Annotated in this window: 18 protein-coding genes; 6 read left to right on the top strand and 12 right to left on the bottom strand. The window is 62.4% G+C overall.

From position 1 onward, the window contains the following. Positions 1-74: 74 nt before the first annotated feature. Both VSR68_RS03975 and VSR68_RS03970 read left to right on the top strand, forming a co-directional pair. Positions 75-1,502: a cytochrome-c peroxidase gene (locus VSR68_RS03975; protein ID WP_342938547.1), complete on the top strand. Its 1,428-nt coding sequence runs from the start codon at positions 75-77 to the stop codon at positions 1,500-1,502. A gap of 73 nt (positions 1,503-1,575) precedes the next feature. After that, the gene (locus VSR68_RS03970) at positions 1,576-2,247 is read left to right on the top strand and encodes a hypothetical protein (protein ID WP_342938546.1); all 672 of its coding nucleotides are present in this window, start codon (positions 1,576-1,578) and stop codon (positions 2,245-2,247) included. A 138-nt stretch (positions 2,248-2,385) separates the two neighbouring features. Here the strand turns inward: VSR68_RS03970 and VSR68_RS03965 are convergent, their stop codons facing one another. The 7 genes from VSR68_RS03965 to VSR68_RS03935 form a co-directional block, all read right to left on the bottom strand. After that, positions 2,386-3,270 carry a 2OG-Fe(II) oxygenase gene (locus VSR68_RS03965; RefSeq protein ID WP_342938545.1) on the bottom strand — a complete coding sequence of 295 codons (885 nt, stop codon included), beginning with the start codon at positions 3,268-3,270 and terminating at the stop codon, positions 2,386-2,388. Positions 3,271-3,391: 121 nt separating this feature from the next. Then, the gene (locus VSR68_RS03960) at positions 3,392-3,919 is read right to left on the bottom strand and encodes a low affinity iron permease family protein (RefSeq protein WP_342938544.1); all 528 of its coding nucleotides are present in this window, start codon (positions 3,917-3,919) and stop codon (positions 3,392-3,394) included. A 216-nt stretch (positions 3,920-4,135) separates the two neighbouring features. Beyond that, positions 4,136-4,321: a hypothetical protein gene (locus VSR68_RS03955; protein ID WP_342938543.1), complete on the bottom strand. Its 186-nt coding sequence runs from the start codon at positions 4,319-4,321 to the stop codon at positions 4,136-4,138. Positions 4,322-4,444: 123 nt separating this feature from the next. Further along, a complete protein-coding gene (locus VSR68_RS03950; RefSeq protein WP_342938542.1) occupies positions 4,445-6,229 on the bottom strand; it encodes an ATP-dependent DNA helicase RecQ in 1,785 nt (594 codons plus the stop codon). Between the two features lie 166 nt (positions 6,230-6,395). Next, positions 6,396-6,719, bottom strand: a complete 324-nt coding sequence (locus VSR68_RS03945; protein ID WP_342938541.1) for a carboxymuconolactone decarboxylase family protein — start codon at positions 6,717-6,719, stop codon at positions 6,396-6,398. A gap of 106 nt (positions 6,720-6,825) precedes the next feature. After that, positions 6,826-7,161 (bottom strand): cupin domain-containing protein, encoded by a 336-nt coding sequence (locus VSR68_RS03940; protein WP_342938540.1) that lies wholly within the window; start codon positions 7,159-7,161, stop codon positions 6,826-6,828. A gap of 14 nt (positions 7,162-7,175) precedes the next feature. Then, positions 7,176-7,481: a hypothetical protein gene (locus tag VSR68_RS03935; protein WP_342938539.1), complete on the bottom strand. Its 306-nt coding sequence runs from the start codon at positions 7,479-7,481 to the stop codon at positions 7,176-7,178. 149 nt (positions 7,482-7,630) lie between these two features. Here VSR68_RS03935 and VSR68_RS03930 point away from each other — a divergent pair, with 149 nt between their 5' ends. After that, positions 7,631-8,557 carry a LysR family transcriptional regulator gene (locus tag VSR68_RS03930; protein WP_342938538.1) on the top strand — a complete coding sequence of 309 codons (927 nt, stop codon included), beginning with the start codon at positions 7,631-7,633 and terminating at the stop codon, positions 8,555-8,557. A 113-nt stretch (positions 8,558-8,670) separates the two neighbouring features. Here VSR68_RS03930 and VSR68_RS03925 read toward each other — a convergent pair whose 3' ends face one another. Continuing rightward, positions 8,671-9,114 carry a hypothetical protein gene (locus tag VSR68_RS03925; RefSeq protein ID WP_342938537.1) on the bottom strand — a complete coding sequence of 148 codons (444 nt, stop codon included), beginning with the start codon at positions 9,112-9,114 and terminating at the stop codon, positions 8,671-8,673. A gap of 149 nt (positions 9,115-9,263) precedes the next feature. Here VSR68_RS03925 and VSR68_RS03920 point away from each other — a divergent pair, with 149 nt between their 5' ends. Continuing rightward, complete coding sequence (locus VSR68_RS03920) at positions 9,264-10,229, top strand: GlxA family transcriptional regulator (protein WP_342938536.1); 966 nt, start codon at positions 9,264-9,266, stop codon at positions 10,227-10,229. Between the two features lie 141 nt (positions 10,230-10,370). Here the strand turns inward: VSR68_RS03920 and VSR68_RS03915 are convergent, their stop codons facing one another. From VSR68_RS03915 to hisD, 4 genes are all read right to left on the bottom strand, one after another. Next, complete coding sequence (locus tag VSR68_RS03915) at positions 10,371-11,783, bottom strand: MFS transporter (protein ID WP_342938535.1); 1,413 nt, start codon at positions 11,781-11,783, stop codon at positions 10,371-10,373. 192 nt (positions 11,784-11,975) lie between these two features. After that, complete coding sequence (locus VSR68_RS03910) at positions 11,976-12,983, bottom strand: galactitol-1-phosphate 5-dehydrogenase (protein WP_342938534.1); 1,008 nt, start codon at positions 12,981-12,983, stop codon at positions 11,976-11,978. A gap of 21 nt (positions 12,984-13,004) precedes the next feature. Then, a complete protein-coding gene (locus VSR68_RS03905) occupies positions 13,005-13,772 on the bottom strand; it encodes an SDR family NAD(P)-dependent oxidoreductase (RefSeq protein ID WP_342938533.1) in 768 nt (255 codons plus the stop codon). A 36-nt stretch (positions 13,773-13,808) separates the two neighbouring features. Then, entirely contained in the window at positions 13,809-15,122 is a 1,314-nt protein-coding gene (gene hisD / locus VSR68_RS03900; RefSeq protein ID WP_342938532.1) for a histidinol dehydrogenase, read from the bottom strand. Positions 15,123-15,384: 262 nt separating this feature from the next. Here hisD and VSR68_RS03895 point away from each other — a divergent pair, with 262 nt between their 5' ends. Continuing rightward, positions 15,385-16,422, top strand: coding sequence for a LacI family DNA-binding transcriptional regulator (locus VSR68_RS03895; protein ID WP_342938531.1), 1,038 nt, complete (start codon positions 15,385-15,387; stop codon positions 16,420-16,422). A 65-nt stretch (positions 16,423-16,487) separates the two neighbouring features. Beyond that, entirely contained in the window at positions 16,488-16,904 is a 417-nt protein-coding gene (locus tag VSR68_RS03890) for a hypothetical protein (RefSeq protein ID WP_342938530.1), read from the top strand. Positions 16,905-17,658 lie beyond the last annotated feature (754 nt).

The raw sequence follows: 17,658 nt of genomic DNA, 5'->3' as shown, positions 1-17,658 counted from the left end.
GCCGCTTCATTCCTTTATCGCGCACGGGGCTGAAGGCCACACGCAAGCAGACAAAACAAAGAACAGGAAACGACATGCGCAAACTCTATGCTGGCGCCCTATGCGCGTTCTCGCTGATCCTGGCCGCCTGTGGCGGCGGTGGAAGCAATGACGCGTCGTCGGCTTCATCGGGTGGCGGCTCGTCCACATCGACATCCACGCCCGCATCCACGCTGACGGTCACGCTCAGTCTTGCCGCGCAGGTCGGCAAACAACTGTTCTTCGATCAGAATCTGTCCGGCAACAAGAACATGTCGTGCGCGAGCTGTCACAACCCGGCGTATGCATACGGGCCGCCTAACAGTCTCGCCGTGCAGCTCGGGTCCGATCCGTCGCAGGCGGGCGTGCGCGCCGTGCCGTCGCTGCGCTATAAGGACATGACACCGGCCTATGCCGACAACGCGGACAATCCGGATGGAGTCTCGCAGAATGCGCCCGGTGGCGGCTTCATGTGGGACGGCCGCGCCGATTCGCTCGCCGACCAGCCGGCTCTTCCGCTGCTCAATCCGATCGAGATGAACAACACGTCGAAGGCGAGCGTGGTTCAGGCCGTGCAGAATGCGTCGTATGCGGCGTTGTTCCAGCAGGCGTTCGGCGCCGGCGTATTCGCCAGTACCGACACCGCGTTCGCGAGTATCGGCAAGGCACTGCAGGCATTCCAGAGCGAAGAGCCGACGTTTCATCCGTATTCGAGCAAGTTCGACCTGTACCTGGGCAACAAGATCGGCGGCACGCTGACGGCGGCCGAGTTGCGCGGCCTCGTCGTCTTCAACGACACCGCGAACTGCTCGGCATGTCACTATGCCGGCGCGAACTTCAACGGCAGCGTGGGCCTGATGACCGACTTCACGTATCAGTCGCTCGGCCTGCCGCGCAACGATACGCAGATCCCGAACAATCCCGACCCGATCCCCGCGAACGCCGACGCGTCGTACTACGACATGGGCGTGTGCGGTCCGTATCGCACGGACCACGCGCCGAGCGCACCGGGCGCGGCCGATTCGTATTGCGGACTGTTCAAGGTGCCGACGCTGCGCAACGTGGCGACACGCACTGCGTTCTTCCACAACGGCGTGTTCCATTCGCTCACGCAGGTGGTCCACTTCTACAACACGCGCGATACGAATCCGGAGTACTGGTATCCGAGCAAGGGCGGCGACACGAGCAACGTCGCGCAGAACCCGACCTATGCGCTCTTCCCGACGTATGCATCGGGTGCGGCCGTGTCGACCTTCAACGACTTGCCGACGGCTTACCAGGGCAACGTCGACGAAGAAGTGCCGATGGGCACGGGCGACGGCGGCAGCAACACGCTCGGCAGCGGTACGCAGCCACGCGCGTTCCATTCCGCACCGGTGATGAGCGAGCAGAACATTCAGGATGTGATCTGCTTCCTGAACACGCTGACGGATGGCTATCAGCCGCCCGCAACGCCGCCGACGAGCGGGGCCTGTGTGAACTGATCTCGATGCGCGGACCGCTGCTGCGATCCGCGCTGCACGTACTTTCGCAACATCTAACCAGAGCAACAACACCATGAAGCGACGTTCCACTGCCGCGCGCCACGCATGCATCGCGGCTTCCCTGATTGCCGTTGTGCTGTTCAGCGGTTGCCATGACAAGACGCAAGACGCGAGCATCGACAATTTCACCACGACGATCAACGACTTCCTCGCGAAGCGCGGCCATCTGTGCGTTGCGAAATACGACTGGCCGATCTACGTGACGACCGATGACCAGGCGGCGAAGAGCCGCGACGCAGTGCAGATGCCGGTGCTCGAGAGGGTCGGTCTCGTGACGGGCAAGAACGTCGTCGTCGAACGCAAGGATGAGAGCGGCAAGAAGATCACCGCGAACGCGCGAGCATACGACCTCACGGCGGAAGGACAGAAGTACTATCTGCACGTTCCCGTCGTCATCGCGACGGGGACGTTGCGTGTCACGCATCCGGCCGACCTTTGCGTGGCGACGCTCAAGCTCGACAAGGTTGTTGGATGGGAGCCGCCCGTCACGCAAAATGGGCAGACGGCCACGTCGGTGATTTACACGTACAAGATCGAGCCGGCGCCGTGGACGCAAAACGACGACGTGCGCCGCGTTTTCCCGATGCTCGCGCGCGTGATCGAAGGCGAGGGCAAGATGCAGTTGCGCGAAGGCGTGCATCTCACGTCGAATGGCTGGGTCGCCGACGAGATATTCCAGCGTTGAACTTGCACGAGCCGGGCGTGTGCATCGCACAGGCCCGGCTCGCCAGCGCTGCGTTATCGCGGAGCGCGTAGGCAGGACGATGGTTGCGCCCCGCTAGCTTCAACGCAGAGCGTGCTGCTTGCCGAAGTACTGAACCGACTAGCCGCGCGGCACGAATTGTCGCGAACGTATCCACTTCGTCGCCACCCATTTTTCACCGGCGCGTAACGGCGCGCTCGCGTGCAGCGATGCGGGATCGCACCGGCCGGAACGGTTGCCGTACTCGAAATAGAATCCCTGGCCGCGTTGCGGCACGACCGACCAGCCGACCTGCGGAAAGACCGTTTCGCCGCCCGACTCGACGTCATTCAGATACATGAGCAGCGTGCCCACGCGCTGACCGCTGCGTTCGATCGATTCCTGATTCGCGTCGTTGCCCGGCACCAGGTAGTCGACATGGGGCGTCGATTCCGCACCGGCCTCGTAACGAAGCATCTGAAGGCCTTCGCCGTTTTCGACGGGGAATCCCGTCAGTTCCGCGATGCGCTCCTCGATGCGCGCGATCAACGGTGTCTCGCGCAGACGAAAGAACATGCCGTCGCTGCTGCGATGGCCGGCGACGATATTGCGTCCAGTGACGGGATCGATGACGGTCGAGCGGATAAGGCGAGGGCGCGCAAGCGCGATGAGCTCCTCGCATTCGTGCGCGCCGAGCAACTCGGAAAACAGGACGGCAGCGGGTCGTTGCAGGCGCAACAGCACGCGCACTTCCCGTTCGCCAAGGTGGATCAGCGGACCTTCGGGCACACGCAACGGCTCGGGTTCATAGCTGACGGGAGCGCCGCCTATCTCCAGCCGCTCGCCTGGCAGCGACGTGCCGTACAGCAGGGCCGAGGCGACGGCATCGACCATCGCGGCCGCCACTTCGACAGCCGTCTTGTGGCTGACGAGTTCGTTGACGACGGACCGCGCTTCGACACCGCGCGCGAGATTGTGCAAGATCCAGTCGCGCACCGGCGCGGGAAAATCAACGGTAGTCGACATCGTGGAGGAAGCGCCGTGGGCAACGAGGGAAACCCGTTATTGTCAGGCGCGTTCTTGTCGGAGGTATGACAAGGGCCGAACGAACCGACACATGCCCTCGACGCGTTTTCGCGCGCTCATCCTAATCCTTGCCCCCGTCGACGTTCGCTTTGGCGTGGGCGACCGACTTCTCGACGCTGCCGGCGCCGCGATGCCGTTTGCCGGCTTGCTCGGCGAGCTGGAGATAGGCATCGGCGATACGTCGCAAATCCTCTTCTGACGCGTCCTCGATGCCGATCAGTTTGTTGTTCGCGCCACTATGCGAGGCAAGCAGCTCATTCAGCTTCAAATGGACGGCCACACTGTCCTTGTTCTGGCTTTGCTGGATCAGAAAGACCATCAGGAACGTCACGATGGTCGTGCCTGTATTGATGACGAGTTGCCAGCCATCGGAATAGTGAAAGATGGGCCCCGTGATGAGCCAGACCGCGATGGCGATGACGGCAACGCCGAACGCGACGGGAGAACCTGCCCATCGCGTGACCGTCGACGCAAACCGGTCGAACGCGCGGGTTACGGGATGTTGCGTCGCGTAGGCTGGACTGGAGGTGTCCGGCACGGACTGCAGAGGGTCGATGGGGTGTCGGTCAGTCGATTGAGTGGGGCGCATGAAGCCTCCGTCAGCAACCTTGCGTCATCGGCCGTGCGGGGACTTCCCACATCCGGCGCGCGGCCGATCAGCGCATGCAGTCTAAAGCAGCGTGGACTTGTCGAGCGGTCAGCAAGCCTTATGCCGATGGTTTGCAGACTTGTCAGGCATAAGCCCTGTTCTTTTGTGCGCCCAGTTCATTTCATCGCAATCGCTTCACGTTTGCGGTGCCGGATCTCAGTGCTTTTGGTCCTTTGACCGCTCCGGTTTGTCTTTTTTCGGTGCTTCGTTGTCGGACTCGATCCGGGTCGTGCCGCCCGTCGCCGGTGCGTCGCTGGCCGGAAAGGTGTCTTCAATCGCCTTGTCGACGGCATGCTCCGGCTTCTCGCTGGTCGGGTTCTGTTCCTTCTTGCCAGTGCTCATTCGAGCCTCCTTGGTTGATCGGTTCGCTATCGTTCGAGCAATGCGCGTTCCGCGCAGTGCGTGTACACCTCGCGGTCCACGATTCGAGAGGCACTTTGAATGCGGAAAGCGGCCAGCAGAGGGCTAGCGAGAAGCGCTGCGTTCGGCATCGGCCGGCCTGACGAACCGCGAGAGAAAAGTGCGCGTCGTTCCATCGGGAAACAGCACGGCAACCTGTTCCGTCGTCGCAAATGCGACCTGGCCCGTGCCGTATTTGCGCACGCGAACCGCCTGGCCGCGCACAAAGCCGCGCCGCGCGTCGAGCGTCCTGCGCGCGGTATCGAGCATGCGGCCTTGCGCGGTGACGGGCTGTCGCGCGGGCTCGATATGCGGCGGATACAGACAGTTGTCGCACGTGCCGCATCGCTCGAACTCATCGCTGTAACCGAAGTATTCGAGGATCGTGCGCCAGCGGCATCGACCCGTCTGCGCGTAGTCGATCATCTGTTGAAGCGCGGCGCGGTCGCGCTCGGCAAGTTCGCCGTATTGTCCGAGCGCCGCTTCGAGCGCATCGTCGTCTTGCGCGTCATTGCGCAGCACGTACCGGCGTGCGCGGTTACGCGATACGAGACCCGCGTCGAGCAGAATCTTGAGCGCAACCTGAAGCTTGTTGCGCCCGATATTGCCGATCGCCTGTGCGAGTTCGCGCGTGCTCACGCCCGCCGTCGATGCCGTGTCGGCTTGCGCAAGCGCCTCGCGCACGCGTTCGACGAGCTCGCGCTCCGGATAGCGGCCGAGCATCAGGAATTGCTGGACGCGCCGGTCGTTCAGATCGAACAGCAGCATGCAGCGGGCCGCTTCGCCGTCGCGTCCCGCACGTCCGGTTTCCTGATAGTAGGCGTCGATGCTGCCCGGCATCTGGTAGTGGACCACGAAGCGAATGTCGGCTTTATCGATGCCCATACCGAATGCGTTCGTCGCGACCATCACGCGTGCGGTTCCGCGCATGAACTGGTCCTGTGCCTCCTGACGCTCACGCGATCTGATCCGGCCGTGATACAGCGCGGCGGGCACGCCCAATTCGCGGATCGCCGCTGAAAGGCGTTCTGCTTCGCGGACGGTCGCCGTATAGACGATGCCGGGCTCGTCGCTCTGCGCGAGCAGCTTGCGGATGGCGGAGAGTTTTGCCTGCGCGGAACGCGTCGATGCGCGTCCCTTGCCGCCCGACACGGACACCTGCATGACGCTGTAATGCAGATTCTCGCGATAGATGCCTGTTTGCAGCACGCACGGCTCGCGCATGCCGAGCGAGCGCACGATATCGTCGACGACGGCCGATGTCGCGGTGGCCGTCAACGCGAGCATCGGCGGACGCCCGAGATTGCGGACGGCATCGGCGATTTGCAGAAAGGCCGGTCTGAAATCGTGGCCCCATTGCGAAATGCAATGCGCTTCGTCGACGACGACGAGACTCACGCGCTTGCGCTCGATGCTGCGTGTACCTGCGCGTGATCGGTCGCCGCATCGGAGTGCGTCCAGCAGCGCGGGTTTGCCCAACTGTTCGGGCGTGACGAAGACGATCGCTCGCGATGCGGTGTTCAGCCTTTCGTATGCGTCGCGTTCCTCGTCGGTCTTCAGCGTGCTGTTGATCTGCAACGCGTCGACACCCGCAGCGGCCAGCTTGTCCCGTTGGTCTTTCATCAACGCGATCAATGGCGACACGACGAGCGTCAGGCCCCGCAGATGCATCGCGGGCAGTTGGTAGCACAACGATTTGCCGGCCCCTGTCGGCATGATGGCGAGCGTATCCCGGCCTTGGATGACGCTCTCGATGATCTCGCGTTGGCCCGGCCGCAACGATTCGAGGCCGAAGACCTCGCGCAGCGTCTGCTGCATCGCTTGCATTGTCGCGCCCGTCGATGCCGCCATCGGTGTGTTCCCCTTCGCGTCTATCGTTCTTGTGACGCGGGGTTTCTTGCATACGATGTGCCTGACGGGCGCAGGCGTGCGTGTGGGCGTGCAGGAACGGCAAGTGGCTTCAGTGTTCGCTACGAGATCGTCACTGTGACGGCACCCCATAGCGAACATCATCGCTCTATTTGTGCTGTTTCCTCATCATGTCGAGTGCGATGGTCGAATGAGCAAACGCAGCGCCGGCGCGCATTTCGGACGCGACCCAGATCGCCTCCATGATCTCGTTGTCCGTCGCGCCCGCTTTCATCGCCGCTCTCGTATGTGCGCGTATGCAATAGGGGCATTGCGTGACATGGGCGACCGCGATCGCGATCAGTTCTTTTGTTTTTGCGGGTAATGCTCCGTCCGCAAAGACGCTCTCAGTGAATGCCTTGAATGCGGCGAGCGGCGCGGGTGCAAGGTCGCGACGCATGGCTGCAATCTCGGCATCGGGCAGCGGATACATCGAATCGTCCATCATGGGTCTCCCAGAAAAGGCGGTACATGAGAAGTGCACTGCTAGCAGTTCAATTCGATCATATATCGCGCGTTGTGGACGACTTTCTGTTGCGTTAGCCGTTGTGAGGGAGATAGAGGGTGACGAGCACCGACGCGTTTTCCAGCGCTTCCAGCCAATGCGGCTCGCCGGCGAGGAGAAACAACATGTCTCCGGCGCGCATCGACTGCGTTCCGGCGCTCGTGCCGAACTGAACGGCGCCCTCGATGCACTGCACGGTAATTTCGCCAGGCGCGCGATGCTCGGGAATATGTTTGCCCATCGGGAGCACCAGCCGCACGACCTCAAGGTGATCCGAACGCATCAGCGTCGTGGATTTCGAATCCGGCAATGCTTCGCCGAGAGGTCGAACGTCGATCAGTTCTCCCGCTGCCGCTCGAGATAAGGCCATCGCAGTCCCCGCACTCAATCGGTGATCGTCTCGCGGATCGTCCGCTCTTCGAGCGCGCGACGCCTGCGGCTTTCACGAAGCGGATTCGCGTAACGGCGCGCACGCGCACGCGCATCGGCGAACGCGGGGCGAAACGGTTTGACGTCGATGCTGTTCGATGACGTTGCTTCGACCGCGTCATCGTCTTCGCCGAGGTACGCATATCGGCCGTGATCCTGTCCGCCGATGAGGAGTTGTTCGGGAATATGCGTCGCCAGCAATACGGTCGCCCAGGCCCCTAAACCCAATGCCGTTCCTCCGGCAATGATCAGTTCCATCATGATTTCACCTCTTATGCAATTGCTGTCCCGCGTCGTGCGCGTCCGGACAGTTCGGATGTAATCGACTTCATGACCATTGTCCGGTTGCTTTTGTCAATAGGCAAATGCATTATCATTGCAATTGAGTGCAAAAATTTTGTTATGAAACGATGGATATCATCTTGGCGCGGACCTTCCTGGAAGTCTCCGCGAGCGGCAGTTTCATATCGGCTGCCGAGCGCCTGCACCTCACGCAGACGGCGGTAAGCGCGCGAATCCGCACGCTGGAGGAACAGCTTGGGCGTCGGCTTTTCGTGCGCAACAAGGCGGGCGCGCGCCTGACGACAGCGGGCGAACGCTTCGTCCGGCACGCGACGACTCTGGTTCAGGTGTGGGAGCAGGCCCGCCAGCATGTGGCGCTGCCGCCCGGACGGGAAGAGGGCGTGAGTCTCGGCGGCGAGCTCAGCTTGTGGCATCCGCTTCTGACCGACTGGCTCATCTGGATGCATCGTGAGTGTCCGGAGATCGCGTTGCGGGCGGAGGTCGACAGTCCGATGCGATTGCTCGATCGCGTCCACGACGGCTCGCTCGACATTGCCGTTCTCTACAATCCGCCGCAACGTCCGGATTTGATTTCGGAGTTGCTGGTGGAGGAAAGGCTGGTCATGGTGACGACCGCACCAGATGGCGCGATGGACCCCGCGGAGTATGTGTTCGTCGATTGGGGGCCGAGCTTTGCGGCGAACCATCACGCGGCCTTTCCCGAACTGAGCAATCCGCCCGTCTCCATTTCGCTCGGCCCATTGGCGCTGACTTATCTGTTGTCGGTGGGAGGATCGGGCTATTTTCGTATCGGCACCGCGCAACCGTTTCTGGCGGACGGCCGTCTGCGGCTCGTCAAGGGCGCGCCCGAGTTTTCATGGTCGGCGTATGTCGTCTACGCGAGACGGCAGGAAGGGCACGTTATAGAACGGGTCCGCGGCGGCCTGCGCACCGTCGCCACCGCTTATGACGAGCCGAAGCATGCCCACGATATAGGTTCGCGGCCCGCTGTGCGGGGCGGCAAGCAACGAAAAGGGGCGACCACGCGTGGTTGATGGGTAGCGCGTCGACGGCGGTACGTTGGACGCCGGGCTTGCCGTTCTGCTGTCGACGAAAACATCGATATGGCCGCATTTCGGCGACTGGAAGGCAATGCAAGAGCGCGTTGCTATTCGCCGCGGCCTGTGGCGGAAACGGAAACGACATCGTCAGAGCTGGCGCTTTCTACTCCTTGCAATTGACGAAGCGGATTGAGCGGCGCGAGAGGAATCAACTCGAACGTCATCAGATGCGCGCGCCCCAACGGCAACTGTTCGAGCATTTCACGTGCGGCGGCCGGGTCCGTTACGTTCAATATGAATGCCACGCCGGAACGCCCCTGCAACGAGAACCACTGATCGATCTTCCCGTCCAGATAGAGGTCGACCGTCTTCCGCACTTCGATGGGCAGGATCGCGCGTACTTCATCCGGCTTGGCGCCCGGTGTCACCGAGCCGATCGCAAGCATTTTCGTCGTGGGCGTCGGCGGATGCGCGGGCTCAGCGTAGCCGGCGGTCGCCGTCGCCGCGAAGATAGACAGCGCGGCAAGCGTGGAAGCGAAAGCTGTTTTCATTTCAATTGCCCGAGGCCCGGTCAATGGCGAGGACTTTCATTCGTGATCTCCTGATGATTGCGCACGTCGATGCGCGACGGAGTCTAATGTAGCCTTCGGACGCAAAAAGCGGTATCGTCGCATATGACAACTTTGGGGTCATTTACGCCATGCGCATCGCCATACTCGCTCTCGATGGACTGTTCGATACAGGGCTTGCCGTGACGCTCGACGCGCTCGGCGTCGCGAACAGGCTCGCTTCACGCACGATGGGCGGTGCACCGCGCTTCGACGTGACAGTCGTGGGCGTGCGCAGAAGAGTGCGCTCGGGGCAAGGCTTCTCGATTCCCGTGCAAGCGATCACGCCTGCGCTGAAGCCCGATTGGGTCGTGGTGCCCGCACTCGGCGCAACGACTTCGGATTTGCTGGTTCCCGCGCTGGAACGCGCGGATGTGAAGGACGCCACCGCGCAATTGCAGGTGTGGCGGGGCGAGGGCGCGTTCATTGCCGCGTCGTGTATCGGGACGTTTCTGGTCGCCGAAGCGGGACTGCTCGATCATCGGGAAGCGACGACGACCTGGTCGCTCGCGCCGCTCTTCAGGCAACGCTATCCGAGTGTTTCGCTCGACGAATCGCGGATGCTCGTGGCGACCGACATCGGCGTGACGGCGGGCGCTGCGATGGGCCACCTCGATCTCGCGCTCTGGCTGATTCGCAAAGCGAGCCCGGAGCTGGCCGCACTCGTCTCGCGTTTCCTGCTCGCCGACATCCGCTCGCTACAGGCGCCGTACATCATCCCCAATCATCTGGCGCTGGCGGACCCGTTGATCGAGCGTTTCGAGCGATGGTCCCGCGATCATCTAAAGGAAGGGTTTTCGCTGCAGGTAGCCGCCGCCGCGCTCGCGACCAGCGCGCGCACGTTGCAGCGCCGTTGTCAGGAGGTGCTCGGAAAATCGCCGCTCGCCTACTTTCAGGACTTGCGTGTCGAGCGCGCGCAATCGCTTCTGCACGGCAGCGGTCTCGACCTGGAGGCGATCGCCGCTGAAGTCGGCTATCTCGACGGCGCGACGCTGCGAACGCTGCTGCGTCAGCGCCTGGGGCGGGGCGTGCGCGAATTGCGCGCCGATCTGCGCTAGCCGTTAGCGAAGCTGATCTCTCTCGATTCGTTCAGAAGCGTCGACACGTCACGATGCAATTGGAGCATCGGGAATCGGGGACTACCGTCATGGCTTGCTCACATGATCGAAGTCAATGCGTAGTCCCCGTGCCGCGATCCGCTACATGTTGCCTTCCAGCACGGCGTCCTCTGCGCGATGTTGTCCGTCGCTTTCCTCGATGGTCGCTCCAACGGGTTCCCATTTGATCAGCAGCGCCGCGACCAGCCCGAGCGCGGGCGCGAGCATCAGAATGCCGATCATGTTGTAGAAGCCCACCGCCGCGACGAGCAGCGGAAAGAAGTAGAACCCCGTGATGCTCCCCACGCGAACCATGCCTTGTCCCCAGCCGGTGCCGACTCCGCGAATCCGCGTCGGATAGGACAGCGCGGCCATCGTCATGCCCTGGGCGCCGGGACCGAACGCATGACCGAGGATCATCAGGCCGACGAGCAGGCCCGTGTATTCGATGGGCAGCGCATCGTGCACCTTGAAGAGCGCGAGCAACGACAGCAGCACGAGCACATAGCCGGCGATGGCCATCCTGCGCGCGCCCATCCTCTTCGTCACCGCGACGCCCAGCAGCGCGCCTACGATCCCGAATGCGTTGAACGCAATCGCGCCGACGATCGCGTTGATGAACTCCTTGCCGAACAGCGCCTGCGAGATCGACGGGAGGTTGAATCCGATGGCGAAATACTCGAGGCTCTGCGTCGCGCAAATCACCGATACGAGAATGGTCCGCTTGATGAATCGCGACGTAAAGATCTCGCCGAACGCTGGCTGCTCGCGCAACTGAGGGACGCGTTGGGCCGCGTCGTGCACGACACGCGTTTTGATCTTGTACGTGGCCTCGAGAATGCGCGCGGCCTCGGCCAGCCCCAGATTCTGCGCGGCCCACGGCGCGCTCTCCTTGACGTACTTGAAGCGCAGAACGAGGATGATCAGCGCGGGCAGGGCGCCGAAACCGACGGCCACCCGCCACAGGTCATCGCCGAAGCCGGCGAAATAGAAGGGAATGGCGATCAAGCCGGTACACGATGCAGCGACGTACCACATCAACTGCCACAGATTCACACCGGCGCCGCGCTTGCGCCGGTTGACGAACTCGGCAATGAAGCTCAGCGCCACTGGAAAGTCGAGTCCCACGCCAAGGCCGAGCAGAAACCGGAAGACGAGCAGCATCGGCAGATTCACGGACAGCGCCGCGCCGAGCGCGGCCACCACCAGCAGAATGAGGTCGACGAGAAACATCTTGTACCGGCCGACCTTGTCCGTTGCCTTGCCGCCCCAGATCGCGCCGATGAACGCGCCAATCGCCATCATCGCCGTGACGCTGCCCACTTCGATCGGGCTGAGCCCGAACGTCTTCGTGAGCGCGGGAACGCCGATGCCCAGGCTCGTAAAGTCATACGCATCGACGAAGACGCCGCCGAGCGCAATCATGACGATCAAAAACGTTGACCTGCCTCCCGCCTGTTCATCGACGAAATCGGAAACGTCCTTTGCGCTTCGGATGACCAACTCCTGTTTCATGTTGCCTCCTCGTGGGTTCTCCATTGGAAAGGGTCCGTGAGACCTCGTTACCCTCCAGGCGCTCATGCGCTTTCTTCTCTAATCGACGGGCCGGGACACAATGCGCGTGGCCCGTCGTGTCGGCGGCGGCTCATCGGCCGCTGATCGTCGCCGGCATCGACTGTTGCTGTCTGTGCGCGATCGCCGGACGCATTACGCTTCCGGTGTCAGGATGACCTTGCTCGCCGCAATGCGGCCCTTGTCGAGTTCGGCGAAGACATGGCCGCCTTCGTCCAGCGGACGAATGTCGAGCCACTCCAGCGAGCCGAACGCCCCTTCATGCAACGCGGCCACCGTCGCGCGAAGATCGGCCATCGAATACGTATAGCTGCCGAGCAAGGTGATTTCCGCGAGCGTCAGCTTGCGCATGTCGATTTCGCTCGCCCAATCCTGCAGGCCGATATGCATGATGACGCCCCCCGGCTTGACGGCAGCCAGCGCGAGGGCGCGCGTGGGTTTTGCGCCTACGGCGTCGATCACGAAGTCGAAGCGGTTCTCGGGCACTGTGCTCGCGAGGGGATCGAAGGCGGTGCAGCCGGCGTGCTCCGCAGCCGATGCACGCCTCAGAGGATTGACCTCCGCCAGCTCGACCGCGCGGCAACCATATGAGCGAAGCAGCAGCGCCGAAAGCATGCCGATTGCGCCGCCGCCAATCACGAGCGTGCGGCTTTCCGGCAGCGGTCTCGTCAATGCGCGCATCGACAGGTTCAGCGCATGCAACGCGGTCGCTGCCGGTTCGGTGACGGCGGCGTGCGCGGCGGGCATGTCCGGCGGTATCGCGATGATGCTCGAAGCCGGAATGGACATGTACTCCGCAAACGCCCCAGGCCGCGTCATGCCGACCATCGTGCGATTCGAGCAGAGGTTGTCGCGTCCCTGCTCGCAGTACTCGCAGCGGCCGCATGTGATCAACGGATTGCCCGTCACGCGCGCGCCGCATTGCAGGCCTTGCGCACGTGTATCGGCGATCGTCCCCGAGAACTCGTGACCGAGCACGAGCCCCGGCTTGCGTCGCGGATCATGGCCGTGGAACGCGTGCATGTCCGAGCCGCAAATACCGACCGCGTCGATCCTGACGATCACCTCGTCGTCGCCGATCTCCGGATAAGGGCGTTCCATCAACTGGATCTCATTGGGCTGCGTATAAACAAGCGCTTTCATCGATATGCTCCGTAACCGTGTTCAACGCGCCGTATAGCCGCCGTCGACCATGATCGTCTGCCCGGTGATGTAGGCCGACGCTTCGCTCGCGAGAAAGACGGCCACGCCGTAGAGATCTTCGAGACGCCCATTGCGGCCGATGCACGTCTGCTTCGCGTGATGATCCGCGAGCGTGGGATCGTCGAATACGGGCGCTGTCAGCGCGGTCGGAAAGAAGCCGGGGCCGATCGCGTTGCACGTGATGCCGTGCATCGACCACGTCTGCGCGATGGCACGCGTCAACTGCACGACGCCTCCCTTCGCGGCGCCATAGGGCGCGCTGTTGCCGAACGCGCGATACGACTGCAGCGACGCGATATTGATGATGCGGCCGTAGCCGTTCGCTTTCATCTGCGGCGCGAGTGCTTGCGTGAGAAAGAACGGCGCGCCCAGGTGAATCGCGAGCTGCCGATGCCATGTATCCGGCGTGACTTCTTCGAACGGTTGACGCAGGTTGACGCCGGCCGCGTTGACGAGGATGTCGATCGGCCCATGCCGTTGCGCCGCTTCGAGCGCGCATGCGCGAGCCGCCGACAGGTCGCTCAGATCGCACGCGCTCGTGTGCGCGTCGATGCCTTCCGCCTGCAACGCACTCGCGGTTTCATCGAGCGCGGCGCGCCGGCGCGCGACGAGCACGACACGCGCGCCCGCATAGCCAAGCGCTCGCGCCAATGCGGCGCCAATCCCGGCGTTGCCGCCCGTGACGAGCGCGGTGCGGCCGTGCAGATCGAACATCCTGTGTATGTTCAAGTCGTGCTCCTTTGACTGTGAACGCGTGAGAGCGCGTCAAACCACGACCGGTTCACCGCGCACGAACTGATCGTTCGGAAAGTACTTGCGCAACCGGTCGTCGGCGGTGCGCGCGTGCGCCTCCATGCCTTCGAGCCGCGAGATGCGTGCGGTCACTTCGCCGATCTGCCTCGCTGCATCGCGCGTCATGCGCTGCCACGTCAGCGTCTTGATGAACTTGTGGACGGAGAGCCCTCCCGAGTAGCGTGCCGCGCCCTTGGTGGGCAACACATGATTGGGCCCGCTCGTCTTGTCGCCGAAGGCGACCGTGGTCTCTTCGCCGAGAAAGAGCGAGCCGTAGCAGGTCAGGTGTTCCAGCCACCAGTCGAGTTCCGCGGCCTGCACTTCGAGGTGCTCGGCGGCGTAGCGATCCGATACCTGTACCACCTCTTCGCGCGTGTCGCAGAGCACGACTTCGCCGTAATCGCGCCATGCGGAGCCCGCGGCGTCGCGCGCGGTCGGCGGAAGGCCGGCGATCAGCTCGGGCACGAGCCGCATCACGTTGTCGGCGAGGGTTCGGGAGGTTGTCAGCAGCCACGCGGGCGACTCGTGTCCATGCTCGGCCTGGCCGACCAGATCGCTTGCAACGATCTGCGCGTCGGCTGTGTCATCGGCGATCACGGCGATTTCGGACGGGCCGGCAAACACGTCGATGCCCACCTTGCCGAACAGCGCGCGCTTGGCTTCCGCAACGAACTTGTTGCCTGGCCCGACGATCACGTCGGCCTGCTTGCCGGTGAAGAGACCTTGCGCCATCGACGCAATCGCCTGGACGCCGCCGAGCGTCATCACGACGTCGGCGCCCGCGGCCTTGAACGCATAGAGCACGTAAGGGTGAATGCCGCCGCCGCGAAACGGGCTGGAGCATGCGATGACGGTCTTGACGCCGGCCGCCTTCGCAGTCGCGACGGTCATGTACGCGGACGCGATGTGCGCGTAACGTCCTGCCGGCGCGTAGCAACCGACGACGTTGACAGGCACGATCTTCTGGCCCGCGGTCACACCCGGATGAAGCTCCACCGCGAAGTCTTCGACCGAGCGTCGCTGGGCGACAGCGAAATCGAATACCTGGCGCGCGGCAAAGTCGATATCGGCTCGTACATGCGCGGGCACTTCAAGTGCGCGCCGCTCGATTTCCTCGGGAGACACGATGATGGGGCCATCCCACTGATCGAGTTGCTTCGCGTAGGCGCGCACGGCCTCTTCGCCGCCCGTCTCGATGCGCGCGAGCATCTCGTGGACGACCTGCTGCGCAGTCGCCGTTTCGCTCTCGGGCGTCTTGGCTGCCTTCTTCAGGTAGACAACGCTCATTGCCTTCTCCTTATCGATCTGCAAAAAATGCAAGCGCTTGCATTTAGCGAATTTTAAAAGGGCTAGAATGCCCTGAGATTTTCTGCGTAGGTCATCTCGTGACCTGAACTGCTTGATGCAATGCAAACGCTTGCATTCAATATAGGCTTGATCCGGGCGTGCTTGCATCGGGGTTTCCACTAAACCGATGCGCGGTTTTTGTCTTGCGTTTGCAGGCGCGGTTTAGAATCCCAGCAACTGAACGAGTCGCACACCGCAAGTCATGAGTACTTTGTCCCGGGCCCGCATCAGCGATGTCGCCGCTCTCGCCGGAGTCTCGACATCGACGGTTTCGCGCGCGCTGTCCAACCCGGACGTCGTGAAGCCCGACACCCGGGCTCGCATACGCGATGCAATCGCCGCGCTCGGCTACGTGCCGGACGGCTCGGCGCGCGCACTCGCGCTCGGGCGAGGGCGTCTCGTCGGCGCGATCGTGCCGACGCTCGACAACGCGATCTTCGCGCGCGCAGTGCAAGGGCTGCAGTCGACGTTGTCGAGCTCCGGCTATCAATTGCTGATCTCCGCGCACGAATACAATCCGGCGGCCGAAATCGAAGTGGTCCGTGCGCTGCTCGAACGCTCGGTCGACGCGATCGTTCTCGTCGGCATCGATCATGCGCCGCAGACCTTCGAACTGATCAGGGCAAGCCGCGTCGCGCTACTGCTGATGTGGACCTACCCGGGACAAGCAGCGGACGGCTCGGAAAGCGTTTCGCCTGTCATCGGTTTCGACAATCGCGAGATCGGGCGGCTTGCCGCGCAGCATCTGCTGGAACTCGGACATCGACGCTTTGGCGTCATCTCCGGGTACACGCGGCAAAACGATCGCGCGCGGCAGCGCGTCGAGGGCTTCAGACAAACGCTTGCCGTGCAGGGCATCCGGCTGCCCGAAGCGAATGTCGTCGAGCAGCCGTTCGGCTACGAGGGCGGCCGCGCGGGGCTCAAGCAGCTGATGCAATTGCGGCCCGCGCCGACGGCCGTTTTTTGCGGAAACGATGTCCTCGCGATGGGGTGCCTGTTCGAAGCGCAGAGCAGCGGCATCGACGTGCCCCGTCAACTGTCGATTGTCGGCTGCGACGATCTGCCTATTTCGTCGCAGATCACACCTTCCCTGACCACGGTTCTCCTGCCGACTTATGAACTCGGCGTGCATGCGGCGCGCGCGCTGTTGCACTGGATGAAAGACGAGACGACGCCCGAGTCCGAATGTCTGCCGATCGAACTTGTCGTCAGAGGGACGAGCGGGCCGCCCGCCGCGTGATGCGGTAGGGCCCGGGCCCGGCGGAACGCATCGCGGCCCAGTGCCTTGTCGGTTCTTGCGTGCGCATGCAGGAACCGAAACAGCGAATCGCATTCTTATCACCGGAAGCTTTGAGCAATGACCTGAAAACCGGTGAGAAACGAATGACATATATGTTCCGACGATGGCTAGGCGTTCTGGTGATTTCATCTGCTGTGAACTGCCCCGGCGCTGCGCACGCGACCACCGCGATGAGCGTTCCGTCTTGCGGCCAGTGGATAGCCCGAAAGAACTCCAGTTCTGACAAGGCGACGAGCGAGTCCTGGCTACTCGGATATTTGAGCGGGCTCGCGACGGGAACACGGGTCGACATTCTGCGCGACACCGACTACGACTCGCTGATGGTGTGGATGGACAACTACTGCAATGCCCATCCGCTAGAGCGAGTGAGCGGCGGAGCGGCGCAACTTTATCTCGACTTGCAGGGTCGCATGCCGAAATAGCCTGGCCTGTGGCGCGCGAGTGCTTTAGCGCCAGGGTCGATTCCGAAAAAAATTTCTCGATGCGATTAAATTTTCAGCGATATTTGACCGCCGTGTTACCGGTAATTATGTCTTGCCGGATAACGATGCGGTGCCTCTATCGCTGATTGTGCCGATCGTCGATCGACGGCACTGCGTACTTGCGCGCGAATAACATCCAATAATTACCTCATCGGACGAATGAGCCGTCAGAGGCACGCGCAAGATCTTTGCTCGCGCCACGCAGAAAGGCGGAATTTCCTTTCCGAAAATAAACATAGGAAGAATCGCGCTAATTAGACGAATGTACCTGCTTGCCTATGCAAATCGAGCGTTGATGCGCGTATTATTTACCCCGGTCGAACGGGCACGCGCGAACAACTTGCAGAACCGTTATGCGCGATTGCCAATGTTTGCGAAATGCATCGGGGCAATGCATCAGGATAGACGGCAAGTAGTGGCAGGATAAAAACGGAGAATCGTCGAAACCCGCTGCGCAAGGGTCTGCCGGGTTCGAAAGGGTGTGCCTGCAAGTATGGCGACGCCCGCGCTTTGGCATCACCGCCTCCCGTGTCGTAGAGGCGGTTCACGCAGTTCTCCATTTCCCCGCACCGAGCAGGCGAAGAATCGTTGTTACCAGTAAGGACTACTGCGTAATACGGATTCGCTCGCGCCGTCTTTTCCAGTTCAAGCGATCACCTGGTTGTGTTTGTTCTGAAAACTTTCTGGATAAGGA

It is taken from the genome of Paraburkholderia phymatum (genome assembly GCF_038900715.1).
Taxonomy (GTDB): Bacteria; Pseudomonadota; Gammaproteobacteria; order Burkholderiales; family Burkholderiaceae; genus Paraburkholderia; species Paraburkholderia phymatum_A.
The sequence above is the reverse complement of the archived record's forward strand: the minus strand, read 5'-3'. Positions and strand labels throughout refer to the sequence as shown.